The sequence below is a fragment of the Brachymonas sp. KE5 genome (assembly GCF_057773645.1).
Genome location: NZ_CM173463.1, coordinates 1,978,785 through 2,002,198, shown reverse-complemented (window position 1 = coordinate 2,002,198; position 23,414 = coordinate 1,978,785). Strand labels below are relative to the sequence as shown.

The following is a 23,414-nucleotide window of genomic DNA, read 5'->3' as shown; positions in this document are numbered from 1 at the left end:
TGACGCCATGATCGAGTCTGCCCCCTTGTGCGTCTAAACCGTAATTTTTATTTTGCTTCGTATGCCTTACCCCATTTCCCACTCCAGTGTTGTGATTCGTGATGCAGGAGTCGAGGACGCCGCCGGCATCCGCGACATCTACAACGACGCTGTGGTGCATACCACGGCCATCTGGAACGAAATTGAGGTGGATGAAGCCAATCGGGTGGGCTGGCTGCAGGCGCGCCAGCAGATGGGCTATCCGGTGCTGGTGGCGGTGGACGAAGGCGGGAATGTACTGGGCTATGCCAGCTTTGGTGACTGGCGGGCTTTCGATGGCTATAGGCACACCGTGGAACACTCGGTCTACGTGCATCCGCAGGCGCGCGGCCAGGGCGTAGCGCGCCAGTTGATGCAGGTGCTGATCGAACGCGCCCGCGCGTTGGACAAGCATGTGATGGTGGCGGCCATCGAGGCCGGCAACCAGCCGTCCATTGCGCTGCACCGGCAGCTGGGTTTTGTGCAGACCGGCCTGATGCCCGAGGTGGGCATCAAGTTCGGGCGCTGGCTGGATCTGGCGTGGATGCAGTTGACGCTGTAACAGTGTTCGAGTATGTATTGACAACGGATATACGTTTGATAGGATGTATATCCGTTGTATAGCCACCAGGAGAAAGCCATGCGGGATGCTGCAATCAATCTGCGTGCATTGCCTGAACAGCGTGACCTGATCGATCAGGCGGCCATGCTGCTCGGCAAGAATCGCTCGGACTTCATGCTCGAAGTGGCTTGTGAGCGCGCGCAAGCCGTTCTGCTGGATCAGGTGCACTTCGCGCTGGATGCCAGCCGTTTCCAGCGCTTTACCGAATTGCTGGATGCCGAGCCTGCCAGCAATGCCGGCCTCGTCCGGCTGATGCAGGTCAAAGCGCCATGGGTCGAGCCGGAGGCGTGAGCGTGGAATTGCTGGCCCCGCGGCCGCTTTCGGTCCAGCATCAACTCGCCGCATTCGACAGTGGGGAGGCAGTACTGGACGACTGGCTCAAACGCCGGGCCCTGGCCAATCATGTTGCGGGTGCAAGCCGTGTTTTTGTCGTTGCGGATGCGCAAGGCCGGGTATACGGCTATTACGCGCTTGCGGCCGGCGCGGTGTCGCACAAGGAGGCCATTGGCGCGGTGCGTCGCAATATGCCGGATCCTGTTCCGGTGATGGTGCTGGGCCGTCTGGCGGTCGATGTGCAAGCGCGAGGCAGGGGGCTGGGGGCTGCGCTATTGCAGGATGCTGTTCGGCGCTCCCTGAATGTGGCCGAGAATGCGGGCGTTCGCGCCTTGCTGGTGCATGCCTTGCACGACAAGGCACGCGCCTTTTACGAGCATTATGGATTCCAGCCGTCACCGGTGCATGCACTGACCTTGATGCTTCGCCTGAGCATTGCCGGGCTTGGCACGATGACACGCTGACTACAGGATAAAACCGCCGTCGTCGAACGGCGGCGCTGACTCAAGCCGCCTCGACCGCGTCCGCCGGCATGCGCTGCAGCATGGCCAGGGATTTGGCAATGGTGCTGCGCAGTTCGCGGCGGTCGGTGATCATGTCGACGGCGCCTTTCTGCAGCAGGAACTCGGCGCGCTGGAAGCCCTCGGGCAGTTTCACGCGCACGGTGTTCTCGATCACGCGCGGGCCGGCAAAGCCGATCAGGGCCTTGGGTTCGGCAATCACGATATCGCCCACGAAGGCAAAACCGGCCGACACGCCGCCCATGGTCGGGTCGGTCAGCACGCTGATATAGGGCAGGCCTTTCTTCGCCAGGCGGGTGAGGGCGGCGTTGGTCTTGGCCATCTGCATCAGCGACAGCAGGCCTTCCTGCATGCGCGCGCCGCCGGTGGCGGTGAAGCAGATGAAGGGCACCTTCTGCTCGATAGCGTGCTCGACGCCCCGAACAAAGCGCTCGCCCACCACCGAGCCCATGCTGCCGCCCATGAAGTCGAATTCGAAACAGGCCACGACAACGTTGATGCTCTGCACGCTGCCGCCCATGACGATCAGCGCATCGGTTTCATTGGTGGCTTCCAGCGCCTCCTTCAGGCGCTCGGGGTACTTGCGGCTGTCCTTGAACTTGAGCGCGTCTACCGGCAGCACTTCCTGTCCCAGTTCGTAGCGGCCCTCGGCATCGAGGAAGGCATTGAGGCGCTCGCGCGCACCCATGCGGTGATGGTGGCCGCACTGGGGGCAGACGTTCTGGTTCTGTTCGAGATCGTTCTTGTAGAGGACCGTGTCGCAGCTTGGGCACTTGATCCACAGGCCCTCGGGCATGTTCGAACGGCGTTCGCTGCCGTGGTTTGCGGCCTTGGTTGCCTTGGCAGGCAGCAGTTTTTCCAACCAGCTCATAGTGTGATGTTGTATTTCAGTTGGCGTAATTATGCGTCCAATGCGCTACGGATACCTTGCAGAAAGCTGGCAGCCGCCCGGTTGATGCCTTCTCCCTGCTCGTTGGCGATGAGCTGGATGATGCGGCTGCCGATCACGACCGCGTCGGCATGCTCGGCAATGGCGCGCGCGCTTTCGGCATCGCGGATGCCGAAACCGACTCCGACCGGGATCTTCACGTGCTCGCGGATGCGCGGGATGGCTTCTGCCACGGCGGCCGTATCCAGCGCGCCGGACCCGGTCACGCCCTTGAGCGAGACGTAATAGACATAGCCGCTGGCCAATTGCGCCACCTGTTCCATGCGCTGCGGCGTGGAAGTGGGGGCCAGCAGGAAGATCAGGTCCATGCCATGCTCACGCAGCTGCGCGGCAAACTCGGTGCATTCCTCGGGCGGATAGTCCACCACCAGCAGGCCGTCCACGCCGGCTGCGGCAGCATCGCGCGCGAAGCTGCCGGCGCCATGGTGCAGTTCGTAACACTCGATCGGGTTGGCGTAGCCCATCAGCACCACGGGCGTCTTGTCGTCCTTCTGGCGGAAACTGCGCACGGCCTCCAGCACGTCGGGCAGGCCGCTGCCCTGGGCAATCGCCTGTTCGGCCGCCTGCTGGATCACCGGGCCGTCGGCCATGGGATCGGAAAAGGGAATGCCCAGTTCGATGATGTCCACGCCGGCTCCGACCATGGCGTGCATGAGCTCGGGCGTGCAGCCCTTGTGGGGATAGCCCGTCATCATGTAGGGAATGAGGGCGGTGCGGCCCTGGGCTTTCAGGGCAGCCATGGTGGATGCGATGCGGCTCATTGCTGGACTCCTTCACCGGATTGGCCGGCGCCACCCTTGACGACATGGCCGCGCATGGACGGGCGATCGTAGAAATCGACGCCGGACAGGTCGGCCACGGTGCCGATATCCTTGTCGCCACGGCCGGACAGGCAGACCAGGATGGATTGATCGGGCGACATGGTCCTGGCCAGCTTCATGGCGTGGGCCACGGCATGGCTGGATTCCAGCGCGGGGATGATGCCCTCGGTGCGGCACAGGTAGTGGAAGGCCTCGAGCGCTTCCTTGTCGGTGATGCCGACATACTCGGCACGGCCGGTGTCGCGCAGCCAGGCGTGCTCGGGGCCGACGCCGGGATAGTCCAGGCCGGCGCTGATGCTGTGCGTTTCGGTGATCTGGCCGTTCGCATCCTGCAGGATGTAGGTGCGGTTGCCGTGCAGCACGCCCGGGGCGCCCATTTGCAGGCTGGCAGCGTGCTTGTCGGTATCCAGACCTTCGCCAGCGGCTTCCACGCCGATCAGGCGCGTATTTTCGTGCTCGATGTAGGGGTAGAAGATGCCCATGGAATTGCTGCCGCCGCCCACGCAGGCGATGACGGCATCGGGCTGGCGGCCGGCATTCTGCTCGGGCATCTGCGTTAGGCATTCCTCGCCGATGATGCTCTGGAAATCGCGCACCATCATGGGGTAGGGGTGCGGGCCCGCCACGGTGCCGATGATGTAGAAGGTGTTGTCGACATTGGTGACCCAGTCGCGCATGGCCTCGTTCAGCGCGTCCTTGAGCGTGCGGCTGCCGGATTCGACGGGCACTACCTTGGCGCCCAGCAGGTGCATGCGGTACACGTTGGGCGACTGGCGCTTGACGTCTTCCGCGCCCATGTACACCACGCACTCCAGGCCGTAGCGCGCGCAGATGGTGGCCGTAGCCACGCCATGCTGGCCGGCGCCGGTCTCGGCAATCACGCGCGGCTTGCCCATGCGCTTGGCCAGCAGCGCCTGGCCGATGGTGTTGTTGATCTTGTGCGCGCCGGTGTGGTTCAGGTCTTCGCGCTTGAGGTAGATCTGCGCGCCGCCCATTTCGCGGCTCATGCGCGCGGCGTGATAGATGGGGGAGGGACGGCCGACGAAATGCGCCAGTTCGTGCTTGAACTCGGCAATGAAGTCGGGGTCGTGCTGATAGCGGGCGTAAGCCTGCTTGAGTTCGTCGATGGCGTGCGTCAGCGTTTCGGAGATGAACGCACCGCCGTATTTGCCAAAGTGCCCGTTGGCATCGGGTTGGGAATATGCAGACATGGGAATTCTCGATCAGGGCGTGCTGTCGGCCGCGCGCACGGCGGCGATGAAGGCACGGATCTTGCCGGCGTCCTTGATGCCCTTGGCCGACTCTACGCCGGAACTGACATCCACCGACAGCGATTTACAGCGCTTGCGCAACAGGCGCACGCCATCGCCCGCATTTGCAGGCGTCAACCCACCACTCAAAACGAGGCGAGCGTCGACGTTTGTTGGAAGCTGTGACCAATTGAATGCCTTGCCGCCACCGCCATAACCGTCGACATGGGCGTCGAGCAGGATGGCCTGGGCGTTTGAATACAGATGGCTGAATTCTAGCAAGTCGAAGCGCGGGGCGTCATCCCCCAGCGGAATACGGGCGGCACGCAGGTAGGGGCGGCGGCCGTTTCCTGTTACAGCGTCGCAGCGCTCGGGCGTTTCGTCACCGTGGAATTGCCAGAGCGCCTGGGGCACGGCCTCGGCAGCTTCCGCCAGCAGCGCGTCGTCCGCATTGACGAACAGCAGCACGGGCGTGACGAAGGGCGGCAGGCGGCGCGCCAGCTCGGCGGCGCGCTGCGGCGTGACGGCACGCGGGCTGGGGGCGTAGAGCACGAAGCCGGCGGCGTCGATGCCGGCTTCCACGGCGTCGTCGATGTCCTGTTCGCGGGTGAAACCGCAGATTTTGATGCGGGTGCGGGGATGTTGCATGGCGCTATTGTCAAGGACGGCGGGCCGGATCATGCGCCGACCCTGAAAAAGCATCTGGGCGCTGGCGAAGCCCGTGAACGGTGGCAAATGCCTGGGCGCTCAGCCTGGCAGCCAGTCAAAACTGGCCGTGCGCTCCGGCAATCCCCAGTGCGCTTCATAGACAGGCCCGGCAAAGTACAGTCCGCCCGGTGCAAAGGTGGGCGCGGCGGCATCGCGGCTGCGCGCGGCCAGTACCTCGTCGATCCATTGCGGCGGCTTGTGCCCGTGGCCCACCGCGATCAGGCAACCCATGATGTTGCGGATCATGTGGTGCAGAAAGGCGTTGGCCTGGAATTCGAAGCGCCAGTAGGCGCCGCGACGGCTGATGGCAATGCGCTGCACCGTCTTGACCGGGCTGAGCGCCTGGCAGGCGGCGGCGCGGAAGCTGGAAAAATCATGCTCTCCGAGCATGCGCCCGGCTGCATCCTGCATGGCGGTCTGGTCGAGCGGGCGAAACACCCAGCCGACGCGGTTGGCCTCCAGGCTGGGGCGCACGGGCGATTCCATCAGCACATAGACGTAGCGGCGCGCGATGGCTGCCGCGCGCGCATGGAAGCTGTCCGGCACCTCGGCCGCCCATTGCACGGCGATGTCGGGCGGCAGATAGGTGTTGGTGCCGCGTACCCAGGAATTGGTATCGCGCCGGATGTCGGTGTCGAAGTGCACCACCTGCATCAGGCCGTGCACGCCGGCATCCGTGCGGCCGGCGCACAGGGTGTTGACGGACGGGCCGTCAGTGAAACGTTGCAGAGCCAGTTCGAGTTTGTCCTGCACGGTCTGGCCATCGGGCTGGCTTTGCCAGCCGTTGTAGGCGGTGCCGAGATAACTGACGCCAAGGGCGATGCGCATGCGGGGCTTGTCTGCGTTCACTGTTTTTCCGCGGCGTCGATTGCGTCGAGTAGCTGTCGGGCTTGCGCTTCCAGTTCCTCGTCGGCCTTGTCCGCGACTTCTTCTGCCAGCGTACGGGCACCGTCGAAATCGGAGATGGCCAGGAATTCGCGGGCGAGTTCCAGACGGGCCAGCAGTGCTTCGGGGCTCGTCGTGGTGTCTGACTCGTCTTCCAGTTCGAGGTCGATGCTGCTGAAGTCGAAGGTGCGGGGCTGGATGGCGGGAGCGTTTGTGCTTGCCTCTTCCAGTGCGCTCAGGTCGAGCGTGAGGCCGTCGATTTCGGCCGTAGAGGCTTCGGGTTGGGTGGCTGCGCTTGCTGGCGCAGCGGTGAGCGCGTCCGCAGTGCCGGGTGTCTCTGTGGCAGCAGGAGCTTGGGCCGTGGAGGACGATTCAGCGGTCTGGTGATCCACGTTCCAGACGCGGGAAAGGGCTTCGGCAGCAGCGCGGGGCTGGGCCGCGGCAGCCTCGGCAGCAAGGCGCTCTTCTTCCCGCATGCGGCGGATGCGCAGCATCAGCCAGGCCACGCTGGCAAGCAGCACGGCAGCACCGGCAGCCAGCCACGTTAGCGGGTTGATGCCGCTGTCGGTAGCCGGAACAGGAGCTGCGGCGCCAGGTGCGCTGGCGGATTCTGCGGGGGCGCTGACGGCAGCCGCAGCGGCAGTGGCGCTGGCTACATCGGATGCGGACAGTGCAGGAGCAGAAGCCCCGTCAGTCGCGTTGGCTGCTGTAATGGGCTCGGCGACCGCCGGGGGTGCCGCGTCGGCTGCCTGGGAAGCGGCCGAAGCAGTGTTGGCGGTCGCAGCCGTCACTGCCTGAGGCGATGCGACGGCATCTGCCGAAGCCTGCGGGTCACTGGCGGCACCTGCCATCAGTGCAGGTGCGGTGGCAGATGCGTCAGGACTGGCTGCAGAGCTTGCCCCAGAGGACGCGGCTGAGGCTGCTGCCATCTGTACCAGCCGATAGCCGTGCTTTTCGAAATCCGCATTCTGCTGCTGGATCTGGCGACGTGCATCGGCAGCAGGGGTGGCCAGAACCTCGGCTGCGGCGGGCATGGTCAGTGCTGCCCCCTTCTTCAGCAGGTTGATATTTCCGGCCATGAAGGCATCGGGGTTGGCCTGCAGGATGGCCAGCAGCATCTGGTCGATGGAAGCGCCTGCCGGACGATGCGCGGAAGCAATGCGGCTGACCATGGCACCGGGCTTGGTTTGCACCACGATTGCAGCCGGGTCCGATACAGGAGCAGTCGCCTGTTGCGCCGTTGCGGGGAGTGCAATGCAGACAAGGAGGGCCGCGGCAGCGAGCGCATGTGCAGGACGATCAAGCGGGAAAGCAGGGCGGCAGATATTCATGGCGATAGTCTAACTGCCTGGGGTGGCTCACAATGGCCGGAAAAGGGGGGTTACATGCGGTCCGTTCCTGGCCGCGCAACAAAAAGGCGCAGCGCCCGAAGACGTTGCGCCCATGACGCGGTACTGCCGCCAGGCAGCGGCAATGGTGCTTACGCCTCCAGCAGGATGCGCAGCATGCGGCGCAGCGGCTCGGCAGCGCCCCACAGCAGCTGGTCGCCGATGGTGAACGCGCCGACGTATTCGGGGCCCATGGCCAGCTTGCGGATACGGCCGACCGGGATGGTCATGGTGCCGGTCACGGCGACGGGTGTCAGGTCCTGCACGGTGGCTTCACGCGTGTTGGGCACCACTTTCACCCAGTCGTTGTCGGCGGCGATCATGGCTTCGATGTCGGCCACGGGCACATCCTTCTTCAGCTTGAAGGTCAGCGCCTGGCTGTGGCAGCGCATGGCGCCCACGCGCACGCAGTAGCCGTCCACCGGGATCTCGCTGGAGCCGAAGTCGGCGCCCAGGCCCAGGATCTTGTTGGTTTCAGCCATGCCTTTCCATTCCTCGCGCGACTGGCCGTTGCCCAGATCCTTGTCGATCCACGGAATCAGGCTGCCACCCAGCGGCACGCCGAAGTTGGCGGTTTCGGCAGCGGTCAGGGCGCGCTGCTTGGCCACGACCATGCGGTCGATCTCGAGGATGGCGCTCTTGGGATCATCCAGCAGGGCCTTGACTTCGGCGTTCAGCGTGCCGTACTGCGTCAGCAGTTCGCGCATGTGCTGGGCACCGCCGCCGGAAGCGGCCTGGTAGGTCTGGGTGCTCATCCACTCGACCAGACCGGCCTTGTACAGTGCACCCACGCCCATCAGCATGCAGCTCACGGTGCAGTTGCCGCCCACCCAGTTCTTGCCGCCGTTGGCCATGGCGTTCTTGATCACCGGCATGTTGACGGGATCCAGCACGATGACGGCGTCCTTCTCCATGCGCAGGGCGGAGGCAGCGTCGATCCAGTGGCCGTTCCAGCCGGCGGCGCGCAGCTTGGGGAACACCTCGTTGGTGTAGTCGCCACCCTGGCAGGTCAGGATGATGTCGCACTTCTTCAGTGCTTCGATGTCGTGCGCGTCCTTCAGGGTTTTCTCGTTCTTGGCCATGGCCGGGGCAGCGCCGCCGGCGTTGGAGGTGGAGAAGAACACCGGCTCGATCAGGGCAAAGTCATTCTCTGCCTGCATGCGGTCCATCAGCACGGAGCCGACCATGCCGCGCCAGCCCACCAGACCTACTACGTTTCCAACTTTCATCGTGCACACCTTTCGCGATTTTCAAAAATGAACCAGACATCCGGACACACCATCGCCACCGTGTCCGTGCCAAAGCAGGGCCACCGAACGGCAACGCAGGTTTTCAGGGGAGGTTTGCAGCCGGCTCGTCCGGCCGGATTTGGCGCACGACGAACCCGAGCAGTCAGCCCTTGATGGTTGTCGTTTTGGTGATGGGAGCAGGCAATGCCGCAGCCCGGACGCCGGAAGGCGCGCACTGGGGGCAGAAGGCAACATTGCTAGACATGCAAACGATTATAGGGAGCAACCCCGATGCACGGTTGTGCTAATTGGAAAGGCCTGCCGAAAAAGCCGAATTTGCGGGCGCAATGCGTGGCGTAGACGCAAAAAACGCCACCCGGAGGTGGCGTTGCGGAGGTGCAGCGCAGGCGTCGGGCAATCAGTCCGTTGCGATGGCGCGGTAGGCTGCCGAAACGTGACCAACTGCGCGATCGGGAAGGATATGGGCGGACTGCGGGCGTGATGCGTTGGCGACGGAGTGCAGCCTGTGCAGACCGGGTATGCTCTCGGCATGGAGCGCCTGGACTCGCGCTTCCGGAACGACCATTCCCTAGGAGAAAACCGCCATGAAATCCCGTGCCGCCGTCGCATTCGCCCCCGGAAAACCGCTGGAAATCGTCGAGATCGACGTGGCCCCGCCGCAGAAGGGCGAGGTGCTGGTCCGCATCACCCATACCGGCGTCTGCCACACCGATGCCTTCACGCTGAGCGGGGACGATCCCGAGGGCGTATTCCCCGCCGTGCTGGGCCATGAGGGCGCCGGCGTGGTGGTGGAAGTGGGCGAGGGCGTTACCAGCGTGAAGCCGGGCGACCATGTGATTCCGCTCTACACCGCCGAGTGTGGCGAGTGCCTGTTCTGCAAGAGCGGCAAGACCAACCTGTGCGTGGCCGTGCGCGCCACCCAGGGCAAGGGCCTGATGCCGGACGGCACCACGCGCTTCAGCTATAACGGCGAGCCGATCTACCACTACATGGGCTGCTCCACCTTCAGCGAGTACACCGTGGTGGCGGAGGTATCGCTGGCCAAGGTCAATCCGGATGCCAACCCGGAGCAGATCTGCCTGCTGGGCTGCGGCGTGACGACCGGGCTGGGTGCGGTGAAGAACACTGCCAAGGTGCAGGAAGGCGATACCGTGGCCGTTTTCGGCCTGGGTGGCATCGGTCTGGCAGTGATCCAGGGCGCCAAGCTGGCCAAGGCGGGGCGCATCATCGCCATCGACACCAATCCCGGCAAGTTCGATCTGGCGCGCACCTTCGGTGCGACCGATTGCGTCAACCCCAAGGACCACGACAAGCCGATCCAGCAGGTGATTGTCGAGATGACCGGCTGGGGGGTGGACCACAGCTTCGAGTGCATCGGCAACGTGAACGTGATGCGTGCTGCGCTGGAATGTGCGCACCGCGGCTGGGGGCAGTCCGTCATCATCGGCGTGGCCGGGGCTGGGCAGGAAATTTCCACCCGCCCGTTCCAGCTGGTGACCGGCCGCAAGTGGCTGGGCACGGCCTTCGGCGGCGTGAAGGGCCGCAGCGAGCTGCCGGGCATGGTGGAAGATGCCATGGCCGGCAGGATCCAGCTGGAGCCTTTCGTCACCCACACCATGCCGCTGACCGACATCAACGAGGCCTTCGACCTGATGCATGAGGGCAAGTCGATCCGCAGCGTGGTGCATTATTGAGCGGGCGGTTTCGGGCGCGCCACGCCCGAAATGACAAAGAGGATGGTGTCTTTGCGACCATCCTCTTGCTCTGTGCTGCACGGTCTTTCCCGTCGCGGGAGTGTATCGTCCCGGAGGGCCAGGGCGCCGTGCTGCGCCCGGCTGAGGCTCAGTGGCTCAGGTCGATCTTCTTCCAGCCCTTATGGTCGAAATAGTCGCCGTAGGTGTTCAGGGCCTTGGCCACGTTCACCACGCCATCGGCGCGCTTGGCATCGCCCTGCTTGCCTTGGGCTGTTTCGGCGCCATTCATCATCTGGCCGATCAGGCCGTGGAGTTCTGCGTCGGCCTTGGGATCGAGTTTGCAGTTCTTGACGATATAGGCGACATCCTCATTCACCTGCTTGTTGAAGGCGGCGTAGTCGCTCGAGGTGGCCTTGCCTGCGTGGATGCGGTGCAGCGTCTTGTTGGTGGATGCCTGGATGGATTCCATGCCCTTGCGCAGCGGCGCGTCGATGGCCCACTTCTTGCCGTTGTTCAGCTGGATGGTGTGGGTTTCGCTGGCGGCGCCGTGGTTGTGGGCGTTGTCGGCCGCAAAGGCCGCCAGCGGCGTGGACAGGACGAGGGCGAGGATGAGGGGCATGGTACGGCGTTGCATGAGGATTCTCCTTGAATGGTTCGGATTGAAAAGGGCCGAATCAGTCGGCTTGCATGTACTAACGAGTGGGGAACGGGGAAAGTTCCACGGGTTGCACATTTTTTTTGAAAAAAGCGCCCTTCGTTGCAGGCGCTGGTGTGCCGGACTGTCCTCGGCTCTCCGAGGCGGAGTCGGGATTGAGGGTGGGGTGCTCGTTCTGTCCACCGATCCAGGGGGTGTCACTTGCCTCTTGCAACGCCAACGATGGCATCGGGCTGCACATACGGAGCTTGCCAGCTGCGGCTGTCGCTGGAGGCGACGCGGTTGTCGCCCAGCACGAAGTAGTGCCCAGGAGGCACTTGCCAATGGCCGGCCCGTCCCCCGGGGTGTGCGACATAGGATTCAATGACCTGCTCGCCATTGCGTTGCAGGCCCTGAGTATCCATCACCAGTGTGTCACCGGGTAGCCCGATCAGGCGTTTGATGATGCGTTCGCGCAGCTCCGCCGAGTGCAGCACCACGATGTCTCCATGGCGGAGTTGGGCGGTATCGCGCAGAGGGCGCGCAAAAAGAAGCTGCCCTGCACGCAGCGTGGGCAGCATCGATCGGGAATGCACGCGGATCACCAGGCCGAGGTAGCGCCGGAAGCCCAGCGCCGCGAGGGCCGCGGTCGCCAGGGCTGCCAGCCAGAGCCAGAGGCTGCTCATGGCTCAGTGGGCGTGAGGCTGATGATGGCCGTGGTCGTGCCCATGGCCGCAACCACCGCCGTGTCCGTGTCCATGATCGTGGCCTTCGGCGTACTTGAAGAACGACACATAGTCTTCCACGTGCGCACGGGCGGCGGCGACATCGTTGACATCGAAACCCAGGCTGGCACGGGCGCGCTCGAAGCGTGCCTGCAGTTCGGCATGCTGCTCGGCTGGCGTCAGTTTCAGCAGCGGCTGCAGATTGCCATCGAGCATGGCGGCATCGGCGGCCACCACCTTTGGGTCGAGCGCGGTGCCGGAAGGCTTGATGCCGTCATAACCGGCGCCTTCTCCGGCGCGATGGATGCGCACCAGGTTTTCCAGGAAGTGGCGGTCGGCCAGCTCGGCTGCTTCGCCGCCCAACGCACGCACGCGGATGGCACGCTCGAATATGGGCCGCAGTTCGGCTTCACCGTCGGCGAAGATCCATTTGAGGGCGTAGTTGATGTTGCCGGTCTGCAGTGCCTTGTAACCATCGACCACTGCGGGTCCGTCTTCGGTGTCGCAGTGCGCGCTGGCCCGACGCGGGGTGAGGGCGATCAGGGCAAACAGGGCGATGGCCGACAGGATAAGGGAAGTGGTAAGCATGATGTTCTCCTTGCTGAATGAAAATCACCGTGATATCCGGCTTGTTCATTCAAACGAATGGGAGCGCAAAAAGTTCCCTGGCCGTGGCCATCCCCGTCATTTGCCGTGCAACTGCTCTTCCTGCGTCGGTTCGGCGGAGTAGCGGCTGAGCAGCAGGGCCAGCAGTCTGGCGCGCTGCGTGTCGTTGAGCAATTCGCGCTCGGCCATCAACTGGGTAATGACGCGTTGCTGCTGCGCGTTCTGCAACTCGGCGATGCGCGCCTGTTCGCGGGCGATGGCGGAAAGGTCCGGCGTGGCCGAGAAAATCGCCTTTACCAGTGCCTCGCGATGCTGGCGGATCTGCTCCCAGTTGCCATTGAGGTCCTGCAGGAAGGGGCGCTCCAGCGCCTGCCATTGCTGGCGTTGCGCGGCATCCAGTTCCAGCATGTCGGTCAGGTGCTGCGCAGCGGCCTGCGGGCGCCATTGCTGCCAGGCCACGGCGCCCAGCACGCCGAGGTTCAGTGCCAGGGAAGCGGCCAGCAGCCAGTGGAGGGGTTTGCGCTCGGTTTTCATGGCAGGGTCCTCGTCATGCGGCAGAGTTCGGGGGCAGCGCATAATCCGCCCGGTGGCACCGGATCGAAGACGCGTACGCCGCCCATGTCGGCGGCATTGCCCACGGTTGCCGCGGGCAGCAGGCCGCCACCCAGCCAGAGGCCGGCCGCAAGGGCAATGCCCGCCGCCACGCCGCCCGGTGCACCCCCTAGCCAGCCGAACCAGCCGGACAGCAGGCCGGGGCGAGAGTGCCCTGGGCGGCTGGAAGGCGCCCTGGTATTGGGATGGGCATGCAGGCGGTCCTGCAGGTTGGCGGCCAGGTCGAAGCCCAGGGGCGGCGTTGGCAGCGCATGCAGGGCGTGCTGCAGGCCCGTAAAGACCTGCAACTGGCGCTGGCATAGCGGGCAGTGCAGCAGGTGCTGGGCGACCTGCTCGTGTTCTGCGGCGGGCAGGGCATTGTCCAGATAGGCGGACAGGTCATCGGTGGGAGGGCAGTTCATGGCAGGCTCTCGTTCAATGGGACATGATTTCGGCCAGGGCAAGGCGTGCACGGGCAATGCGGGACTTGATGGTGCCCAGGGGCACTTCCAGGACCTGGGCGATCTCGTCGTAGGACAGTTGTTCGATCTCGCGCAGCAGCAGGACTTCGCGCTGGTCCGTAGGCAGGCGCGACAGCGCGGCGTCGAGCATGCGCAGTTGCTGCACGTCGTGCAGCGAGGCCTCGGGCGTGGGGGCCGTGTCGACCAGCCGGGCTTCCTGTTCCGGCTCCAGCGTGACGAAATCGACCCGCTGGCTGCGCCGGAGCATGTCGTAGGCCAGATTGCGCGCAATGCGCAGCAGCCAGGTGCTGAACAGGGCGTCGGGGCGCCATTTGGGGAGCGCTTCGTAGGCGTGCATGAAGGTCTCCTGGGTCAGATCCTGTGCGTCCTCGCGTGTACGGGTCAGGCGCAGCAGAAAGCGGAATACGCGATCCTGGAAACGCCGCACCAGTTCGGCAAACGCCGACGCATCGCCGCGCTGGGCGCGTGCAATGCAGTCATCGTCGGAAAGCTGGCTGGTGGTGATTCGCATGATCGTGGCAACGGATTCAACGAATGGCGCGCGGAAAAGTTCCACGCGCGCACAAGAATCATGACCGACCCGGCATGCACCAGGCGCGAGATATCCAAGGATGTCGCGAGTGTACAGGGCACCACGCGGCTGCCGCGGCAGTGTATGCTTGGCCGGAGCCCGGGTAGCACGGGCCGGCGTTTTTCGGGAGGATGGCGCATGCAGCGCATTGAACAGCACACAAGTTTCGACGGCCGCCAGGAAGTCTGGCAGCACACCAGCACCAGCACCGGTACCAGCATGAACGTGGGGGTGTATCTGCCACCCAAGGCATTGGCTGGCGAGAAATGCCCGGTGCTTTACTGGCTTTCCGGCCTGACCTGCACCGAGCAGAACTTCATCACCAAGGCCGGGGCGCAGCAGTATGCGGCACAGCACAACCTGATCCTGGTAGCGCCCGATACCAGCCCGCGTGGCGACGGCGTGGCCAATGACGATGCCTACGATCTGGGGCAGGGCGCGGGCTTCTATCTGAACGCCACGCAGCAGCCCTGGGCCGCGCACTACCGCATGGAAGACTATGTGGTGGACGAACTACCGGCGCTGATCGAGGCGCACTTTCCTGCGAACGACCTACGCGGCATTTCCGGGCATTCGATGGGCGGGCATGGTGCGCTGACGCTGGCACTGCGCCATCCTGGGTGCTACCGCAGCGTCTCGGCATTCTCACCCATCGTGGCGCCTAGCCAGGTGCCCTGGGGGCAGAAGGCCTTTGCGGCCTACCTGGGGCCGGACGAGGCGCTGTGGCAGCAGCATGATGCCGTTGCGTTGATCGCCAATGCGCAGGAACGCCTGACCTTGCTGGTCGATCAGGGCGATGCGGATGACTTCCTGGCCGGGCAGCTCAAGCCCGAATTGCTGTGGAAAGCCTGCGCTGCCGTGCAGCATCCGCTGAAGCTGCGCATGCAGCAGGGCTATGACCACAGCTACTACTTCATCGCCAGCTTCATCGGGGATCACATCGCGCACCATGCAGCGGCCATGAGCGACTGAGTGGGCAGCGGGCACTCCGGGTATCGCTGGGCGCAGACGGCGCTCTGCTGGGCATTGAGGGGGAGCGAATTCAGCGGGTTTGCGGTGCTTCCCGTGCACCCGGCGCCAGCAGCAGCCCCAGCGCTGTCAGCCCGGCAAAGCCGGCACCGACCCAGAAGGTCGTGGCCGGGCCATGTGCTTCCCATAGCCAGCCGGCAATCAAGCTGGCCGCCAGCAGCGCCACGCCGCTCACCAGGTTGAACATGCCAAAGGCGGTGCCCAGCAAGGCCTGCGGCGCCCGGTCGGCCACCAGCTTGGACAGCAGCCCCTGCGTGACGGCCATGTGCAGTCCCCACAGCCCGGCTCCGACATACACCCTCCACACGTTGGGCGCCGTGGCCAGCACCACATCGGCCGCCACCAGCAATGCCAGACCGAGCAGCAACAGCGTGCGCGGCTGCATGCGGTCGGATGCAGCGCCGGCGGGATAGGCCCCGGCGGCATAGACGATGTTCATCACCACCATCACCACCGGCACCAGCGCCATTGCCACTCCCATGCTCTGCGCGCGCAGCACCAGAAAGGCCTCGCTGAATCGCGCCAGCGTGAACACGGCGCCGATCAGCACGATCAGCCAGTATTGCAGCGGCAGCTCCCTGATGCTGGACCAGCGCAGGCGCTTGCCATTGGCCTTGGCGTCGTCCGCCGGCTTTTCCGGATCGCGCACCCACACCACCAGCAGCACCACGCAGACCACGGCCGGAATCACCGAGAACCACATGGCCAGCCGCAGGTTGTCTGCCAGCCAGAGCATCAGCAGCACGGCCAGCAGCGGGCCGGCCAGCGCGCCGACCGAATCGAGCGACTGGCGCAGGCCATAGGCAGCACCGCGCAGTGCGGGCGGGGCAATGTCGGCCACCAGGGCATCGCGCGGCGCGCCGCGGATGCCCTTGCCGATGCGGTCGATGAAGCGCGCCGCCATCACCCAGCCCATGCTGTGCGCCAGCGGAAAGATCGGTTTGGTCAGCGCCGCCATGCCATAGCCCAGCACCATCAGCCATTTGCGCTTGCCCAGATAGTCGCTCAGTGCACCGGAAAAGACCTTGGTGATGGAGGCAGTGGCTTCGGCAATACCCTCCACCAGGCCCACCGCCACCATGGAGGCCCCCAGCGTGCCCACCATGAACAGCGGCAGCAGGCTGTGGATCAACTCGGACGAAATGTCCATGAACAGCGAGGCAAAGCCCATGGCCCAGATGCCGGCGGGCAGGGCGCGGGCAGAAACGCGCGGAGAGGAGGACGGGCTGGACGAATCGGCCATGGTGTGCGAGGGCTGGATCAGTCGGCAAGGCAGGTCAGGCGAGGCATGCCTTTTCTGCAGTTTCCAATATAGGAGAAAAATGGGGGCTGTGTGCTGCCGCGCAACGTCTGACGGCGAATTGTTTTGCGAGCGTGATCCATGTCAGTACATCCTCCGCAATACCCATTGGGGAATCAGGGAAGCTCGGTTACAGTTGCTGTGTTACACGCCGCCGCGTTGCCGTGGCCGCGCGGCGTTTCTGTGCGCTCTTAACCGACAGGCTTACGATATGGACCAGCATTACCTCACGCCCCTGTTTGCTCCTTCCTCTATCGCGGTGTTTGCCGGCAACCCCGAGTTGCGCGAATCCGATCCCGCCTACCGGGATGCGAAGAACCTCTATGAGGCCCTGACGGCGCAGCGCTACGCCGGCAAGTTCAACTTTCTGGATGTGGATACCACCGAAGGCCGCCTGGCCGACCTGATCAACACCGGCGCTGATCTGGCCCTGGTAGCGCTGCCTCCGCACAAGGTGATGGCGGCGCTGGAAGTGGCCGGGCGCATCCGCTGCAAGGCGGCGCTGATCATTTCCACCGGCATCACGGCCGAGCAGGCGTCCGAATTGCGCGCCGTGGCCCGTCGCAACAACATGTTCCTGATGGGCCCGAATAGCCGCGGCTTCCAGCGCCCGCACCTGGGGCTCAACTCCAGCATCGTCGGCCCGATTGCTGAGAAGGGGCCGCTGGCGCTGGTGTCGCAATCGGGGGCGCTCACATCGGCCCTGCTGGACTGGGCGCGGCCCAACAAGGTGGGCTTCTCCACCGTCATTTCGCTCGGCCCGCACACCGCGGTAGACATGGCGCAGACGCTGGACTTCCTCGCCGCCGATCCGCAGACGCACAGCATCGTGGTGTACCTGGAAGGCATCAAGAACGCCCGCAACTTCATGAGCGCGCTGCGCGCAGCGGCCATTGCCAAGCCGGTGGTGGTGCTCAAGGCCGGGCGCAAGCAGGCCGGCAACGTGGCGGCGCGCACGCACTCGGCGGCCATCGTTGGCAGCGACGAGGTGTTCGACGCCGCGCTGCGCCGTGGCGGTGCGGTGCGCATCCGTTCGTTCACCGAGCTGTTCTCGGCCGTGCAGTGTCTGGCATCGCGCTACCGTCCGGTGGGCAAGCGCCTGGCCATCATCACCAACGGCGGTGGCCCCGGCGTGCTGGCGGCTGATCGCGCCAACGACATTGGCCTGGAACTGGGCCACCTGTCCGACACCACCATCAACGCACTCAAGCCCAAGCTGCTGCCGCAGGCCTCGCTGGTGGACCTGATGGACCTGACCGAAGACGCATCGGCGGAGCACTTCCTGGAAGCCTTGCGCGCTGCTGCGTCCGATCCTGGCATTGACGGCGTGCTGACCATCCACACGCCCAAGATCGGCGCCGATATGGAAGGCGTGGCCACGGCCATCGCGCAGGAGCGTCCGAAATTTTCCAAGCCGCTGATCAGCTGCGTGATGGGCGATGCCTCGGTGCACGAGGCGCGCGGCATCCTGAACAACGCCGGCATCCCGACCTTCCGCAGCCCGGAAGCGGCGGTCGGTGCGTTCGGCAACATTGCGTCCTACTACCACAACCAGAAGCTGTTGCAGCAGACGCCGCCACCGCTCACCCACCTGGCCAAGCCAGATGTGGAAGGCGCGCGCATGCTGCTGGAAGGCGTGCTGGCCGAGCGCCGCCAGATTTTGACGGAGATGGAATCCAAGGCGCTGCTGTCGGCCTTCCATATTCCGGTGACGCAGACGATCCTGGCGCGCAGTGCAACCGAGGCCATGATGCTGGCTTCGCAGCTGGGCTTTCCGGTGGCGCTCAAGATCGACTCGCCCGACATTGCGCACAAGAGCGATGTGAACGGCGTGGCTCTCAACATCATGAATGCCGTGGGCGTGCGTGACGTGTTCGAGGAGATGATGGAAAACGTGGCGCGCAAGATGCCCAAGGCACGCATCAACGGCGTGTCGGTGCAGCGCATGGCGCGCCACAACCGCGGGCGCGAACTCTACATCGGCGTGGTGACGGACGAGCCCTTCGGCCCCGTGATCGCCTTTGGCGCGGGCGGCACCATGGTCGAGCTGTATGACGACCGCGCCATGGAACTGCCGCCGCTGAACCAGTTCCTGGCACGCCACATGATCGAGCGCTCGCGCGTCTCGGCCACGCTCGATGCCTGGCGCGGCGCCACGCCGGTGAACCGCGAATCACTGGAACAGGTACTGCTGCGCGTGTCGGAAATGGTGTGCGAACTGCCTCAGTTGCGAGAGATGGACATCAACCCCATCATCGTCGACGAAGACGGCGCGGTGGCGGTGGATGCGCGCATCGTGGTGGGCAACACGCTGGCCACGGCACGGCCCTATCAGCACCTGTCCATCCTGCCGTATCCGGCGCAATTCGAGCAGCAATGGCCGCTGCCGGGTGGCGGGCACTACATCGTGCGCCCGATCCATCCGGACGACGCCGAGATGCTTCAGGAACTGGTGCGTGGCCTCAAACCCGAGAGCCGCTACAACCGCTTTGTATCTGCGCTGACGGAACTGTCTCCGAACATGCTCTCCAAGTTCACGCTGATCGACTACGACCGCGAAATGGCATTGGTGGCGATCCTGACCGAGAAACACGTGGAAGAGGACGGCAGCGTGACCGAGACGCAGCGCATCGTCGGCTCGGCCCGCTACGTGACCAACCCGGACAGCAGCACCTGCGAATTCTCGTTGCTGGTGGCAGACGACATGTCCGGCAAGGGCATGGGCTCACGCCTGATGCGCTCGATCATGGATGTGGCGCGGGAGAAGGGGCTGAGTGAGATCATTGGCCTGGTGCTGACCAACAACTCCAACATGCTGAAGCTGATGCGGGCGCTGGGGTTCACCATTAAGGCTTATCCGGACGATCCGGATTTCAGGTTGGTGACGCATCAGCTGTGAGGAGTGTGTGGGGACGTAGCTCAGCTGGGAGAGCGCCGCGTTCGCAATGCGGAGGTCGGGAGTTCGATCCTCCTCGTCTCCACCATCCCTCAAGTCGTCAGGCAGATTGTCACCAGCGCCGATCCATCTTCTTCCGCGACCAGCGCATGCGGCTCGCCTCCGGCCAGATGCACCCAGTCTCCCGCACGCATCGTCTGAGTCCCCTGCGAGGTTTGCACTTGCATCCGGCCTTCCAGACACTGCACCGTAATCTCCCCCGGCACGCTGTGCTCGCGCAGTGTTTCGCCCTGGCGCAGCACGATGCGCACGACCTCCAGCTGCCGGGCCTTGATCAGCGCATGGGTGCGCGTATCGGCAAGGGCAGGACCCAAAGGGGCAAGTGAAACGACCTGGTTCGAAATGGCGTGGGGCTTGGCCATGGCAGCTACCTTTCCTTGAGCACTGATCGGCCCATGATACGCAGGCCTTCGTGATGCCCTGTCGCCAAGAGCTTGCTGCCCGCAGGGATAATGCATCCAGTCCCACTCCACAGGCCGCGTGCCCCCATGGTCCTCAATCTCGTCTGGCTCGGCTTTTTCCTCTCGGCCTTCGTCATCGCCCTGTTCCAGCTCGCGCAAGGTGATCTGGAAGTGTTCTCCCGCCTGCAGACCGCCCTGTTCGACGCCGCCAAGACCGGCTTCGAAATCTCCCTCGGCCTGACCGGCATGATGGCGCTCTGGTTGGGCATGCTGCGCGTGGGCGAAAAAGCCGGCCTCATCAACGCCTTCGCCCGCGCCGTCAACCCGCTGTTCCGCCACCTGTTCCCCGGCGTGCCGCAGGGCCACCCTGCGCAGGGCGCCATGACCATGAACATGTCCGCCAACATGCTGGGCCTGGACAACGCCGCCACCCCGCTCGGCCTCAAGGCCATGCAGGAGCTGCAATCCCTCAACGACAAGCCCGACACCGCCACCAACGCCCAGATCCTGTTCCTGGTGCTCAACACCGCCGGCCTCACGCTGATTCCCACCTCGGTCATCGCCATCCGCCAGACCATCGCGCTCAAGCAGGGGCTGACGGGCTTCAACGCGGCCGACATCTTTCTGCCCACGCTGGTCGCCACCTCCATTTCGCTGCTGTCAGCGCTGCTGATCGTGGCGCTGGTGCAGCGCCTGCCGCTATGGCGCCCGGCCGTCTGGGCACCGCTGGCCGTATTCGGTGCGGCAATAGGCGGCCTGACCTGGTGGCTGGCGCAGCTCCCGCCCGAGCAGTCAGCCCGCCTGATCGGTGCCATCGGCAGCGGCGTGATCCTGGGGCTGGTGGTGCTGTTCCTGCTGGCCGGCGCGCTGAGACGCGTCAACGTCTACGAAACTTTCGTCGACGGCGCCAAGGAAGGCTTCGGCGTCGCAGTGCAGATCATCCCCTACCTGGTGGCCATGCTGTGCGCCATCGCCGTGTTCCGCGCCTCCGGCGGCATGGACTGGATCATGCAGGGCATTGCCGCCATCGTCACCGCTTTCGGCCTGCCGACCGACTTCCTGCCCGCCTTGCCGGTAGGGTTGATGAAAATCCTCTCCGGCTCCGGCGCGCGCGGCCTGATGGTGGATGTCATGGACACCTACGGCGTGGCCTCCTTCCCCGCGCAGGTCGCAGCCATCATCCAGGGCTCGACCGAAACCACTTTCTACGTGCTGGCGGTGTACTTCGGCAGTGTGGGAGTGAAAAAAACACGTCACGCGCTCGCCTGCGCCCTGTTTGCGGATGTTGTCGGTATCATCGCTGCGGTACTCGTAGGGTATGCATTCTTTAGATAAAGGGTAAACCCTAGTGAGATAGAATTGGTTACAGTTATCCCGCTGCACGCTGGCGAGTGCCGAGCCGTGTCCCGATTTCCGCCTGATCCAGTCACATGAATCCGTCCTTTCCCCACGCTGCCGAGTTGCTTGCGGCCACCCTGTTTGCGCTGGCGCTGATCCATACCTTTTCCACCAAGTATTTCCACGGCCTGGCGCAGCGCTATCCGGGGCACTCGGGCGTCTGGCACCTGCTGGGCGAGGTTGAGGTGGTGTTCGGCTTCTGGGCCATGCTGCTGATGGTGCTGCTGTTCGGCCTGTACGGGCAGGATCAGGCTCTGGGCTACCTGGAATCGCGCAATTTCACCGAGCCCATGTTCGTGTTCGTCATCATGGTGGTGGCGGCCACGCGGCCCATTCTGAACTTCGCCAGCCGCATTGTGCTGCGCATGGCGCGCCTGCTGCCGCTGCCGGACGGCATGGCGCTGTACTTCATGCTGCTGTCCTTCGTGCCGCTGCTGGGCTCGTTCATCACCGAGCCGGCCGCCATGACGCTGGCCGCGCTCATGCTGCGTGATGCGGTCTTCACCAAGCCGGTCAGCAACCGCCTCAAGTACGGCACCCTGGGCGTGCTCTTCGTCAACATCTCCATCGGCGGCGTGCTCACGCCGTTTGCCGCGCCGCCGGTGCTGATGGTGGCTGCCAAGTGGGGCTGGGATCTGCCCTTCATGCTGACCCAGTTCGGCTGGAAAGCGGCCGTGGCCGTCTGTTTCAACGCGGGCGCCGCCATGTGGCTGCTGCGTCGCGAACTCAAGCGCCTGCCGGTCGAGCAGCCCGATGCTGCCTCCCGCGTGCCGGTCACCGTGGTGGTGATTCACCTGCTGTTCCTGGCCACCGTGGTGCTGTTTGCCCACCATCCGGTCGTGTTCATGGGCATGTTCCTGTTCTTTCTGGGCTTCACGGCGGCCTATCCCCGCAACCAGAGCCCGCTGATCCTGCGCGAGGCGCTGCTGGTGGCCTTCTTCCTGGCTGGCCTGGTGGTGCTGGGGGGCATGCAGCAATGGTGGCTGCAGCCGCTGCTGATGGGTCTGAACGCCGACACCGTGTACTTTGCCGCCACGGCACTTACCGCCATCACCGACAACGCCGCGCTCACCTATCTGGCCTCCTTGGTGGACGGCCTGACGCTCGACTTCAAGACTGCGCTGGTGGCTGGTGCCGTGACCGGTGGCGGCCTGACGCTGATCGCCAACGCCCCCAACCCGGCCGGCGCCACCATCCTCAAGGACCACTTCCCCGAAGGAGCCATCCACTTCTTCTGGCTGCTGGTCGCCGCGCTGCCGCCCACGCTGGTGGCGATGATGGCGTTCCGCCTGCTGTGAAGAACTTTCCGGAGGCCTGGCAGCCAGGCTGGCCGGCATTGGGCAGCAAAGGATGACGAGTCGTCGTCGCTCTCACACCTTCACGTTGACGATGGTGGCCTGCATCAGCGCAATCACTTTGACTGCACCATCCTTGTAGGCAAGCACTTCGCCTGTGCACACTGTCAGCATGCGGCCGGCATTCACCACCTTGCCGATGGCCACAAAGCGCTCGCCAATGGCCGGGCGCAGCAGGTTCAGCTTGAATTCCGCCGTCACCACCTCATGCCCCGGAGGGGCCTTGGTCAGCGCAGCATAGCCGCAAGCGCTATCGACGATGCTGGTGATGGCTCCGGCGTGAATGAATCCCTGCTGCTGGGAGAGATGGAGCGAAAAAGGCAGGGCAATCTGCACCTCGCCCTCTTGAGCCGAGAGCAACTCGGCCCCGAGAGTGGCCATCAGGCCCTGCTTTTCAAAGCTGGCCGCAATGCGGTCATGGATATCGCTCACGATCTGCCTCCCTGGCTCTCATGTGTCTACCGGATTTTCTGCGCCAGAGACTTGAGCAGCCGAAGGTACTCCTGATTGGTATCGGTCAAGGCGTTCCAGATGGTGTCCTTATCCAGGACAGAGTAGGAACCCTTGGCGACCATGGCCTGAATCTGCTGGCGCTGATTGTCATCCAGATCTTCTGATTCGGACAACTCCATCCAGTGTGCCTGATAAAGCGCACCCAATTTCCGGTACCGGCTATCCACATTGCTCAGGAACTTCCCTAGCTTGCGCAACTGCCGCAGGTCATCTTCCAGTGCGGTGCACAGCGTCTGCATTTCCTGCAGTCGGGCGAAATCATCAGGGGGCAGGGGCATAGTGAGCTCCGGTTGGCGGCCTCGCAGGCGGTGGACCATAGGCCGGGAAATGGCATCGCCGATGTGCGACGCGATCAGCAAGAGGGCATGATATCGCGCAAAAAAAGCGCGCTACCCGAAGGTGCGCGCTTTTGCT

The 23,414-nt window shown here is 64.4% G+C and carries 25 protein-coding genes and 1 tRNA gene; 9 read left to right on the top strand and 17 right to left on the bottom strand.

What is annotated here, in order from left to right:
* The first annotated feature begins 61 nt into the window (after positions 1–61).
* The 3 genes from ACX36O_RS09615 to ACX36O_RS09605 all read left to right on the top strand — a co-directional run bounded on the left by ACX36O_RS09615 (position 62) and on the right by ACX36O_RS09605 (position 1,437).
* Complete coding sequence (locus ACX36O_RS09615; protein ID WP_213361267.1) at positions 62–580, top strand: GNAT family N-acetyltransferase; 519 nt, start codon at positions 62–64, stop codon at positions 578–580.
* A gap of 78 nt (positions 581–658) precedes the next feature.
* Positions 659–931, top strand: a complete 273-nt coding sequence (locus ACX36O_RS09610; protein ID WP_213361265.1) for a type II toxin-antitoxin system TacA family antitoxin — start codon at positions 659–661, stop codon at positions 929–931.
* The gene (locus ACX36O_RS09605; protein ID WP_349772150.1) at positions 928–1,437 is read left to right on the top strand and encodes a GNAT family N-acetyltransferase; all 510 of its coding nucleotides are present in this window, start codon (positions 928–930) and stop codon (positions 1,435–1,437) included. The genes ACX36O_RS09610 and ACX36O_RS09605 overlap by 4 nt, the downstream gene beginning before the upstream one ends.
* A gap of 40 nt (positions 1,438–1,477) precedes the next feature.
* Here ACX36O_RS09605 and accD read toward each other — a convergent pair whose 3' ends face one another.
* From accD to asd, 7 genes are all read right to left on the bottom strand, one after another.
* On the bottom strand, positions 1,478–2,365 hold the full coding sequence (accD, locus tag ACX36O_RS09600) for an acetyl-CoA carboxylase, carboxyltransferase subunit beta (protein WP_213361263.1): 888 nt from the start codon (positions 2,363–2,365) through the stop codon (positions 1,478–1,480).
* Between the two features lie 29 nt (positions 2,366–2,394).
* Entirely contained in the window at positions 2,395–3,204 is an 810-nt protein-coding gene (gene trpA, locus ACX36O_RS09595) for a tryptophan synthase subunit alpha (protein WP_371698493.1), read from the bottom strand.
* A complete protein-coding gene (gene trpB / locus ACX36O_RS09590) occupies positions 3,201–4,475 on the bottom strand; it encodes a tryptophan synthase subunit beta (RefSeq protein WP_488359697.1) in 1,275 nt (424 codons plus the stop codon). Before trpB ends, trpA begins: the two co-directional genes overlap by 4 nt.
* A gap of 12 nt (positions 4,476–4,487) precedes the next feature.
* Positions 4,488–5,162, bottom strand: a complete 675-nt coding sequence (locus ACX36O_RS09585; protein ID WP_213361260.1) for a phosphoribosylanthranilate isomerase — start codon at positions 5,160–5,162, stop codon at positions 4,488–4,490.
* Between the two features lie 99 nt (positions 5,163–5,261).
* Positions 5,262–6,050: a tRNA pseudouridine(38-40) synthase TruA gene (gene truA, locus ACX36O_RS09580; protein ID WP_213361259.1), complete on the bottom strand. Its 789-nt coding sequence runs from the start codon at positions 6,048–6,050 to the stop codon at positions 5,262–5,264.
* A 17-nt stretch (positions 6,051–6,067) separates the two neighbouring features.
* Entirely contained in the window at positions 6,068–7,300 is a 1,233-nt protein-coding gene (locus ACX36O_RS09575) for a FimV/HubP family polar landmark protein (RefSeq protein WP_371686527.1), read from the bottom strand.
* A gap of 287 nt (positions 7,301–7,587) precedes the next feature.
* Positions 7,588–8,724: an aspartate-semialdehyde dehydrogenase gene (asd, locus tag ACX36O_RS09570; protein WP_091813707.1), complete on the bottom strand. Its 1,137-nt coding sequence runs from the start codon at positions 8,722–8,724 to the stop codon at positions 7,588–7,590.
* 605 nt (positions 8,725–9,329) lie between these two features.
* Here asd and ACX36O_RS09565 point away from each other — a divergent pair.
* The gene (locus ACX36O_RS09565) at positions 9,330–10,439 is read left to right on the top strand and encodes an S-(hydroxymethyl)glutathione dehydrogenase/class III alcohol dehydrogenase (RefSeq protein WP_213361256.1); all 1,110 of its coding nucleotides are present in this window, start codon (positions 9,330–9,332) and stop codon (positions 10,437–10,439) included.
* A 148-nt stretch (positions 10,440–10,587) separates the two neighbouring features.
* On the opposite strand, the gene ACX36O_RS09560 is transcribed toward ACX36O_RS09565, so the two are convergent.
* The 6 genes from ACX36O_RS09560 to ACX36O_RS09535 form a co-directional block, all read right to left on the bottom strand.
* Positions 10,588–11,073 carry a hypothetical protein gene (locus ACX36O_RS09560; RefSeq protein WP_488359696.1) on the bottom strand — a complete coding sequence of 162 codons (486 nt, stop codon included), beginning with the start codon at positions 11,071–11,073 and terminating at the stop codon, positions 10,588–10,590.
* Between the two features lie 218 nt (positions 11,074–11,291).
* Entirely contained in the window at positions 11,292–11,759 is a 468-nt protein-coding gene (gene lepB / locus ACX36O_RS09555; protein WP_213361254.1) for a signal peptidase I, read from the bottom strand.
* Positions 11,760–11,762: 3 nt separating this feature from the next.
* Complete coding sequence (locus ACX36O_RS09550) at positions 11,763–12,386, bottom strand: DUF6448 family protein (protein ID WP_213361253.1); 624 nt, start codon at positions 12,384–12,386, stop codon at positions 11,763–11,765.
* A 96-nt stretch (positions 12,387–12,482) separates the two neighbouring features.
* Entirely contained in the window at positions 12,483–12,938 is a 456-nt protein-coding gene (locus ACX36O_RS09545) for a periplasmic heavy metal sensor (RefSeq protein ID WP_213361252.1), read from the bottom strand.
* On the bottom strand, positions 12,935–13,417 hold the full coding sequence (locus ACX36O_RS09540; protein ID WP_213361251.1) for an anti-sigma factor family protein: 483 nt from the start codon (positions 13,415–13,417) through the stop codon (positions 12,935–12,937). Before ACX36O_RS09540 ends, ACX36O_RS09545 begins: the two co-directional genes overlap by 4 nt.
* Before the next feature lie 13 nt (positions 13,418–13,430).
* Entirely contained in the window at positions 13,431–13,988 is a 558-nt protein-coding gene (locus tag ACX36O_RS09535) for a sigma-70 family RNA polymerase sigma factor (protein ID WP_213361250.1), read from the bottom strand.
* A gap of 198 nt (positions 13,989–14,186) precedes the next feature.
* Between ACX36O_RS09535 and fghA the strand changes: the two genes are divergently transcribed.
* Positions 14,187–15,020, top strand: coding sequence for an S-formylglutathione hydrolase (gene fghA / locus ACX36O_RS09530; RefSeq protein ID WP_213361249.1), 834 nt, complete (start codon positions 14,187–14,189; stop codon positions 15,018–15,020).
* A 70-nt stretch (positions 15,021–15,090) separates the two neighbouring features.
* Here fghA and ACX36O_RS09525 read toward each other — a convergent pair whose 3' ends face one another.
* Positions 15,091–16,320, bottom strand: coding sequence for an MFS transporter (locus tag ACX36O_RS09525; RefSeq protein ID WP_213361248.1), 1,230 nt, complete (start codon positions 16,318–16,320; stop codon positions 15,091–15,093).
* Between the two features lie 268 nt (positions 16,321–16,588).
* Between ACX36O_RS09525 and ACX36O_RS09520 the strand changes: the two genes are divergently transcribed.
* Positions 16,589–19,276: a bifunctional acetate--CoA ligase family protein/GNAT family N-acetyltransferase gene (locus ACX36O_RS09520; RefSeq protein WP_213361247.1), complete on the top strand. Its 2,688-nt coding sequence runs from the start codon at positions 16,589–16,591 to the stop codon at positions 19,274–19,276.
* Positions 19,277–19,285: 9 nt separating this feature from the next.
* A tRNA-Ala gene (locus ACX36O_RS09515) sits at positions 19,286–19,361 on the top strand.
* 4 nt (positions 19,362–19,365) lie between these two features.
* On the opposite strand, the gene ACX36O_RS09510 is transcribed toward ACX36O_RS09515, so the two are convergent.
* Complete coding sequence (locus ACX36O_RS09510; protein ID WP_213361246.1) at positions 19,366–19,695, bottom strand: cupin domain-containing protein; 330 nt, start codon at positions 19,693–19,695, stop codon at positions 19,366–19,368.
* Positions 19,696–19,821: 126 nt separating this feature from the next.
* Here ACX36O_RS09510 and ACX36O_RS09505 point away from each other — a divergent pair, with 126 nt between their 5' ends.
* Both ACX36O_RS09505 and ACX36O_RS09500 read left to right on the top strand, forming a co-directional pair.
* A complete protein-coding gene (locus tag ACX36O_RS09505; RefSeq protein WP_488359695.1) occupies positions 19,822–21,069 on the top strand; it encodes a nucleoside recognition domain-containing protein in 1,248 nt (415 codons plus the stop codon).
* A 95-nt stretch (positions 21,070–21,164) separates the two neighbouring features.
* Positions 21,165–22,430 carry a putative Na+/H+ antiporter gene (locus tag ACX36O_RS09500; RefSeq protein ID WP_371686262.1) on the top strand — a complete coding sequence of 422 codons (1,266 nt, stop codon included), beginning with the start codon at positions 21,165–21,167 and terminating at the stop codon, positions 22,428–22,430.
* Between the two features lie 72 nt (positions 22,431–22,502).
* Here the strand turns inward: ACX36O_RS09500 and ACX36O_RS09495 are convergent, their stop codons facing one another.
* Positions 22,503–22,868, bottom strand: a complete 366-nt coding sequence (locus ACX36O_RS09495) for a PaaI family thioesterase (protein ID WP_371686263.1) — start codon at positions 22,866–22,868, stop codon at positions 22,503–22,505.
* A gap of 77 nt (positions 22,869–22,945) precedes the next feature.
* Positions 22,946–23,278, bottom strand: a complete 333-nt coding sequence (locus ACX36O_RS09490) for a DUF4298 domain-containing protein (protein WP_488359694.1) — start codon at positions 23,276–23,278, stop codon at positions 22,946–22,948.
* Positions 23,279–23,414: the final 136 nt, after the last annotated feature.

What these genes read in the sequence shown, in the direction of transcription:
- ACX36O_RS09615 (WP_213361267.1), top strand. Translation starts at nt 62, where the DNA reads ATGCCTTACCCCATTTCCCACTCCAGTGTTGTGATTCGTGATGCAGGA.
- ACX36O_RS09610 (WP_213361265.1), top strand. Translation starts at nt 659, where the DNA reads ATGCGGGATGCTGCAATCAATCTGCGTGCATTGCCTGAACAGCGTGAC.
- accD (WP_213361263.1), bottom strand. Translation starts at nt 2,365, where the DNA reads ATGAGCTGGTTGGAAAAACTGCTGCCTGCCAAGGCAACCAAGGCCGCA.
- trpA (WP_371698493.1), bottom strand. Translation starts at nt 3,204, where the DNA reads ATGAGCCGCATCGCATCCACCATGGCTGCCCTGAAAGCCCAGGGCCGC.
- trpB (WP_488359697.1), bottom strand. Translation starts at nt 4,475, where the DNA reads ATGTCTGCATATTCCCAACCCGATGCCAACGGGCACTTTGGCAAATAC.
- ACX36O_RS09585 (WP_213361260.1), bottom strand. Translation starts at nt 5,162, where the DNA reads ATGCAACATCCCCGCACCCGCATCAAAATCTGCGGTTTCACCCGCGAA.
- truA (WP_213361259.1), bottom strand. Translation starts at nt 6,050, where the DNA reads ATGCGCATCGCCCTTGGCGTCAGTTATCTCGGCACCGCCTACAACGGC.
- asd (WP_091813707.1), bottom strand. Translation starts at nt 8,724, where the DNA reads ATGAAAGTTGGAAACGTAGTAGGTCTGGTGGGCTGGCGCGGCATGGTC.
- ACX36O_RS09565 (WP_213361256.1), top strand. Translation starts at nt 9,330, where the DNA reads ATGAAATCCCGTGCCGCCGTCGCATTCGCCCCCGGAAAACCGCTGGAA.
- ACX36O_RS09560 (WP_488359696.1), bottom strand. Translation starts at nt 11,073, where the DNA reads ATGCAACGCCGTACCATGCCCCTCATCCTCGCCCTCGTCCTGTCCACG.
- lepB (WP_213361254.1), bottom strand. Translation starts at nt 11,759, where the DNA reads ATGAGCAGCCTCTGGCTCTGGCTGGCAGCCCTGGCGACCGCGGCCCTC.
- ACX36O_RS09550 (WP_213361253.1), bottom strand. Translation starts at nt 12,386, where the DNA reads ATGCTTACCACTTCCCTTATCCTGTCGGCCATCGCCCTGTTTGCCCTG.
- ACX36O_RS09545 (WP_213361252.1), bottom strand. Translation starts at nt 12,938, where the DNA reads ATGAAAACCGAGCGCAAACCCCTCCACTGGCTGCTGGCCGCTTCCCTG.
- ACX36O_RS09540 (WP_213361251.1), bottom strand. Translation starts at nt 13,417, where the DNA reads ATGAACTGCCCTCCCACCGATGACCTGTCCGCCTATCTGGACAATGCC.
- ACX36O_RS09535 (WP_213361250.1), bottom strand. Translation starts at nt 13,988, where the DNA reads ATGCGAATCACCACCAGCCAGCTTTCCGACGATGACTGCATTGCACGC.
- fghA (WP_213361249.1), top strand. Translation starts at nt 14,187, where the DNA reads ATGCAGCGCATTGAACAGCACACAAGTTTCGACGGCCGCCAGGAAGTC.
- ACX36O_RS09525 (WP_213361248.1), bottom strand. Translation starts at nt 16,320, where the DNA reads ATGGCCGATTCGTCCAGCCCGTCCTCCTCTCCGCGCGTTTCTGCCCGC.
- ACX36O_RS09520 (WP_213361247.1), top strand. Translation starts at nt 16,589, where the DNA reads ATGGACCAGCATTACCTCACGCCCCTGTTTGCTCCTTCCTCTATCGCG.
- ACX36O_RS09510 (WP_213361246.1), bottom strand. Translation starts at nt 19,695, where the DNA reads ATGGCCAAGCCCCACGCCATTTCGAACCAGGTCGTTTCACTTGCCCCT.
- ACX36O_RS09505 (WP_488359695.1), top strand. Translation starts at nt 19,822, where the DNA reads ATGGTCCTCAATCTCGTCTGGCTCGGCTTTTTCCTCTCGGCCTTCGTC.
- ACX36O_RS09500 (WP_371686262.1), top strand. Translation starts at nt 21,165, where the DNA reads ATGAATCCGTCCTTTCCCCACGCTGCCGAGTTGCTTGCGGCCACCCTG.
- ACX36O_RS09495 (WP_371686263.1), bottom strand. Translation starts at nt 22,868, where the DNA reads ATGGCCACTCTCGGGGCCGAGTTGCTCTCGGCTCAAGAGGGCGAGGTG.
- ACX36O_RS09490 (WP_488359694.1), bottom strand. Translation starts at nt 23,278, where the DNA reads ATGCCCCTGCCCCCTGATGATTTCGCCCGACTGCAGGAAATGCAGACG.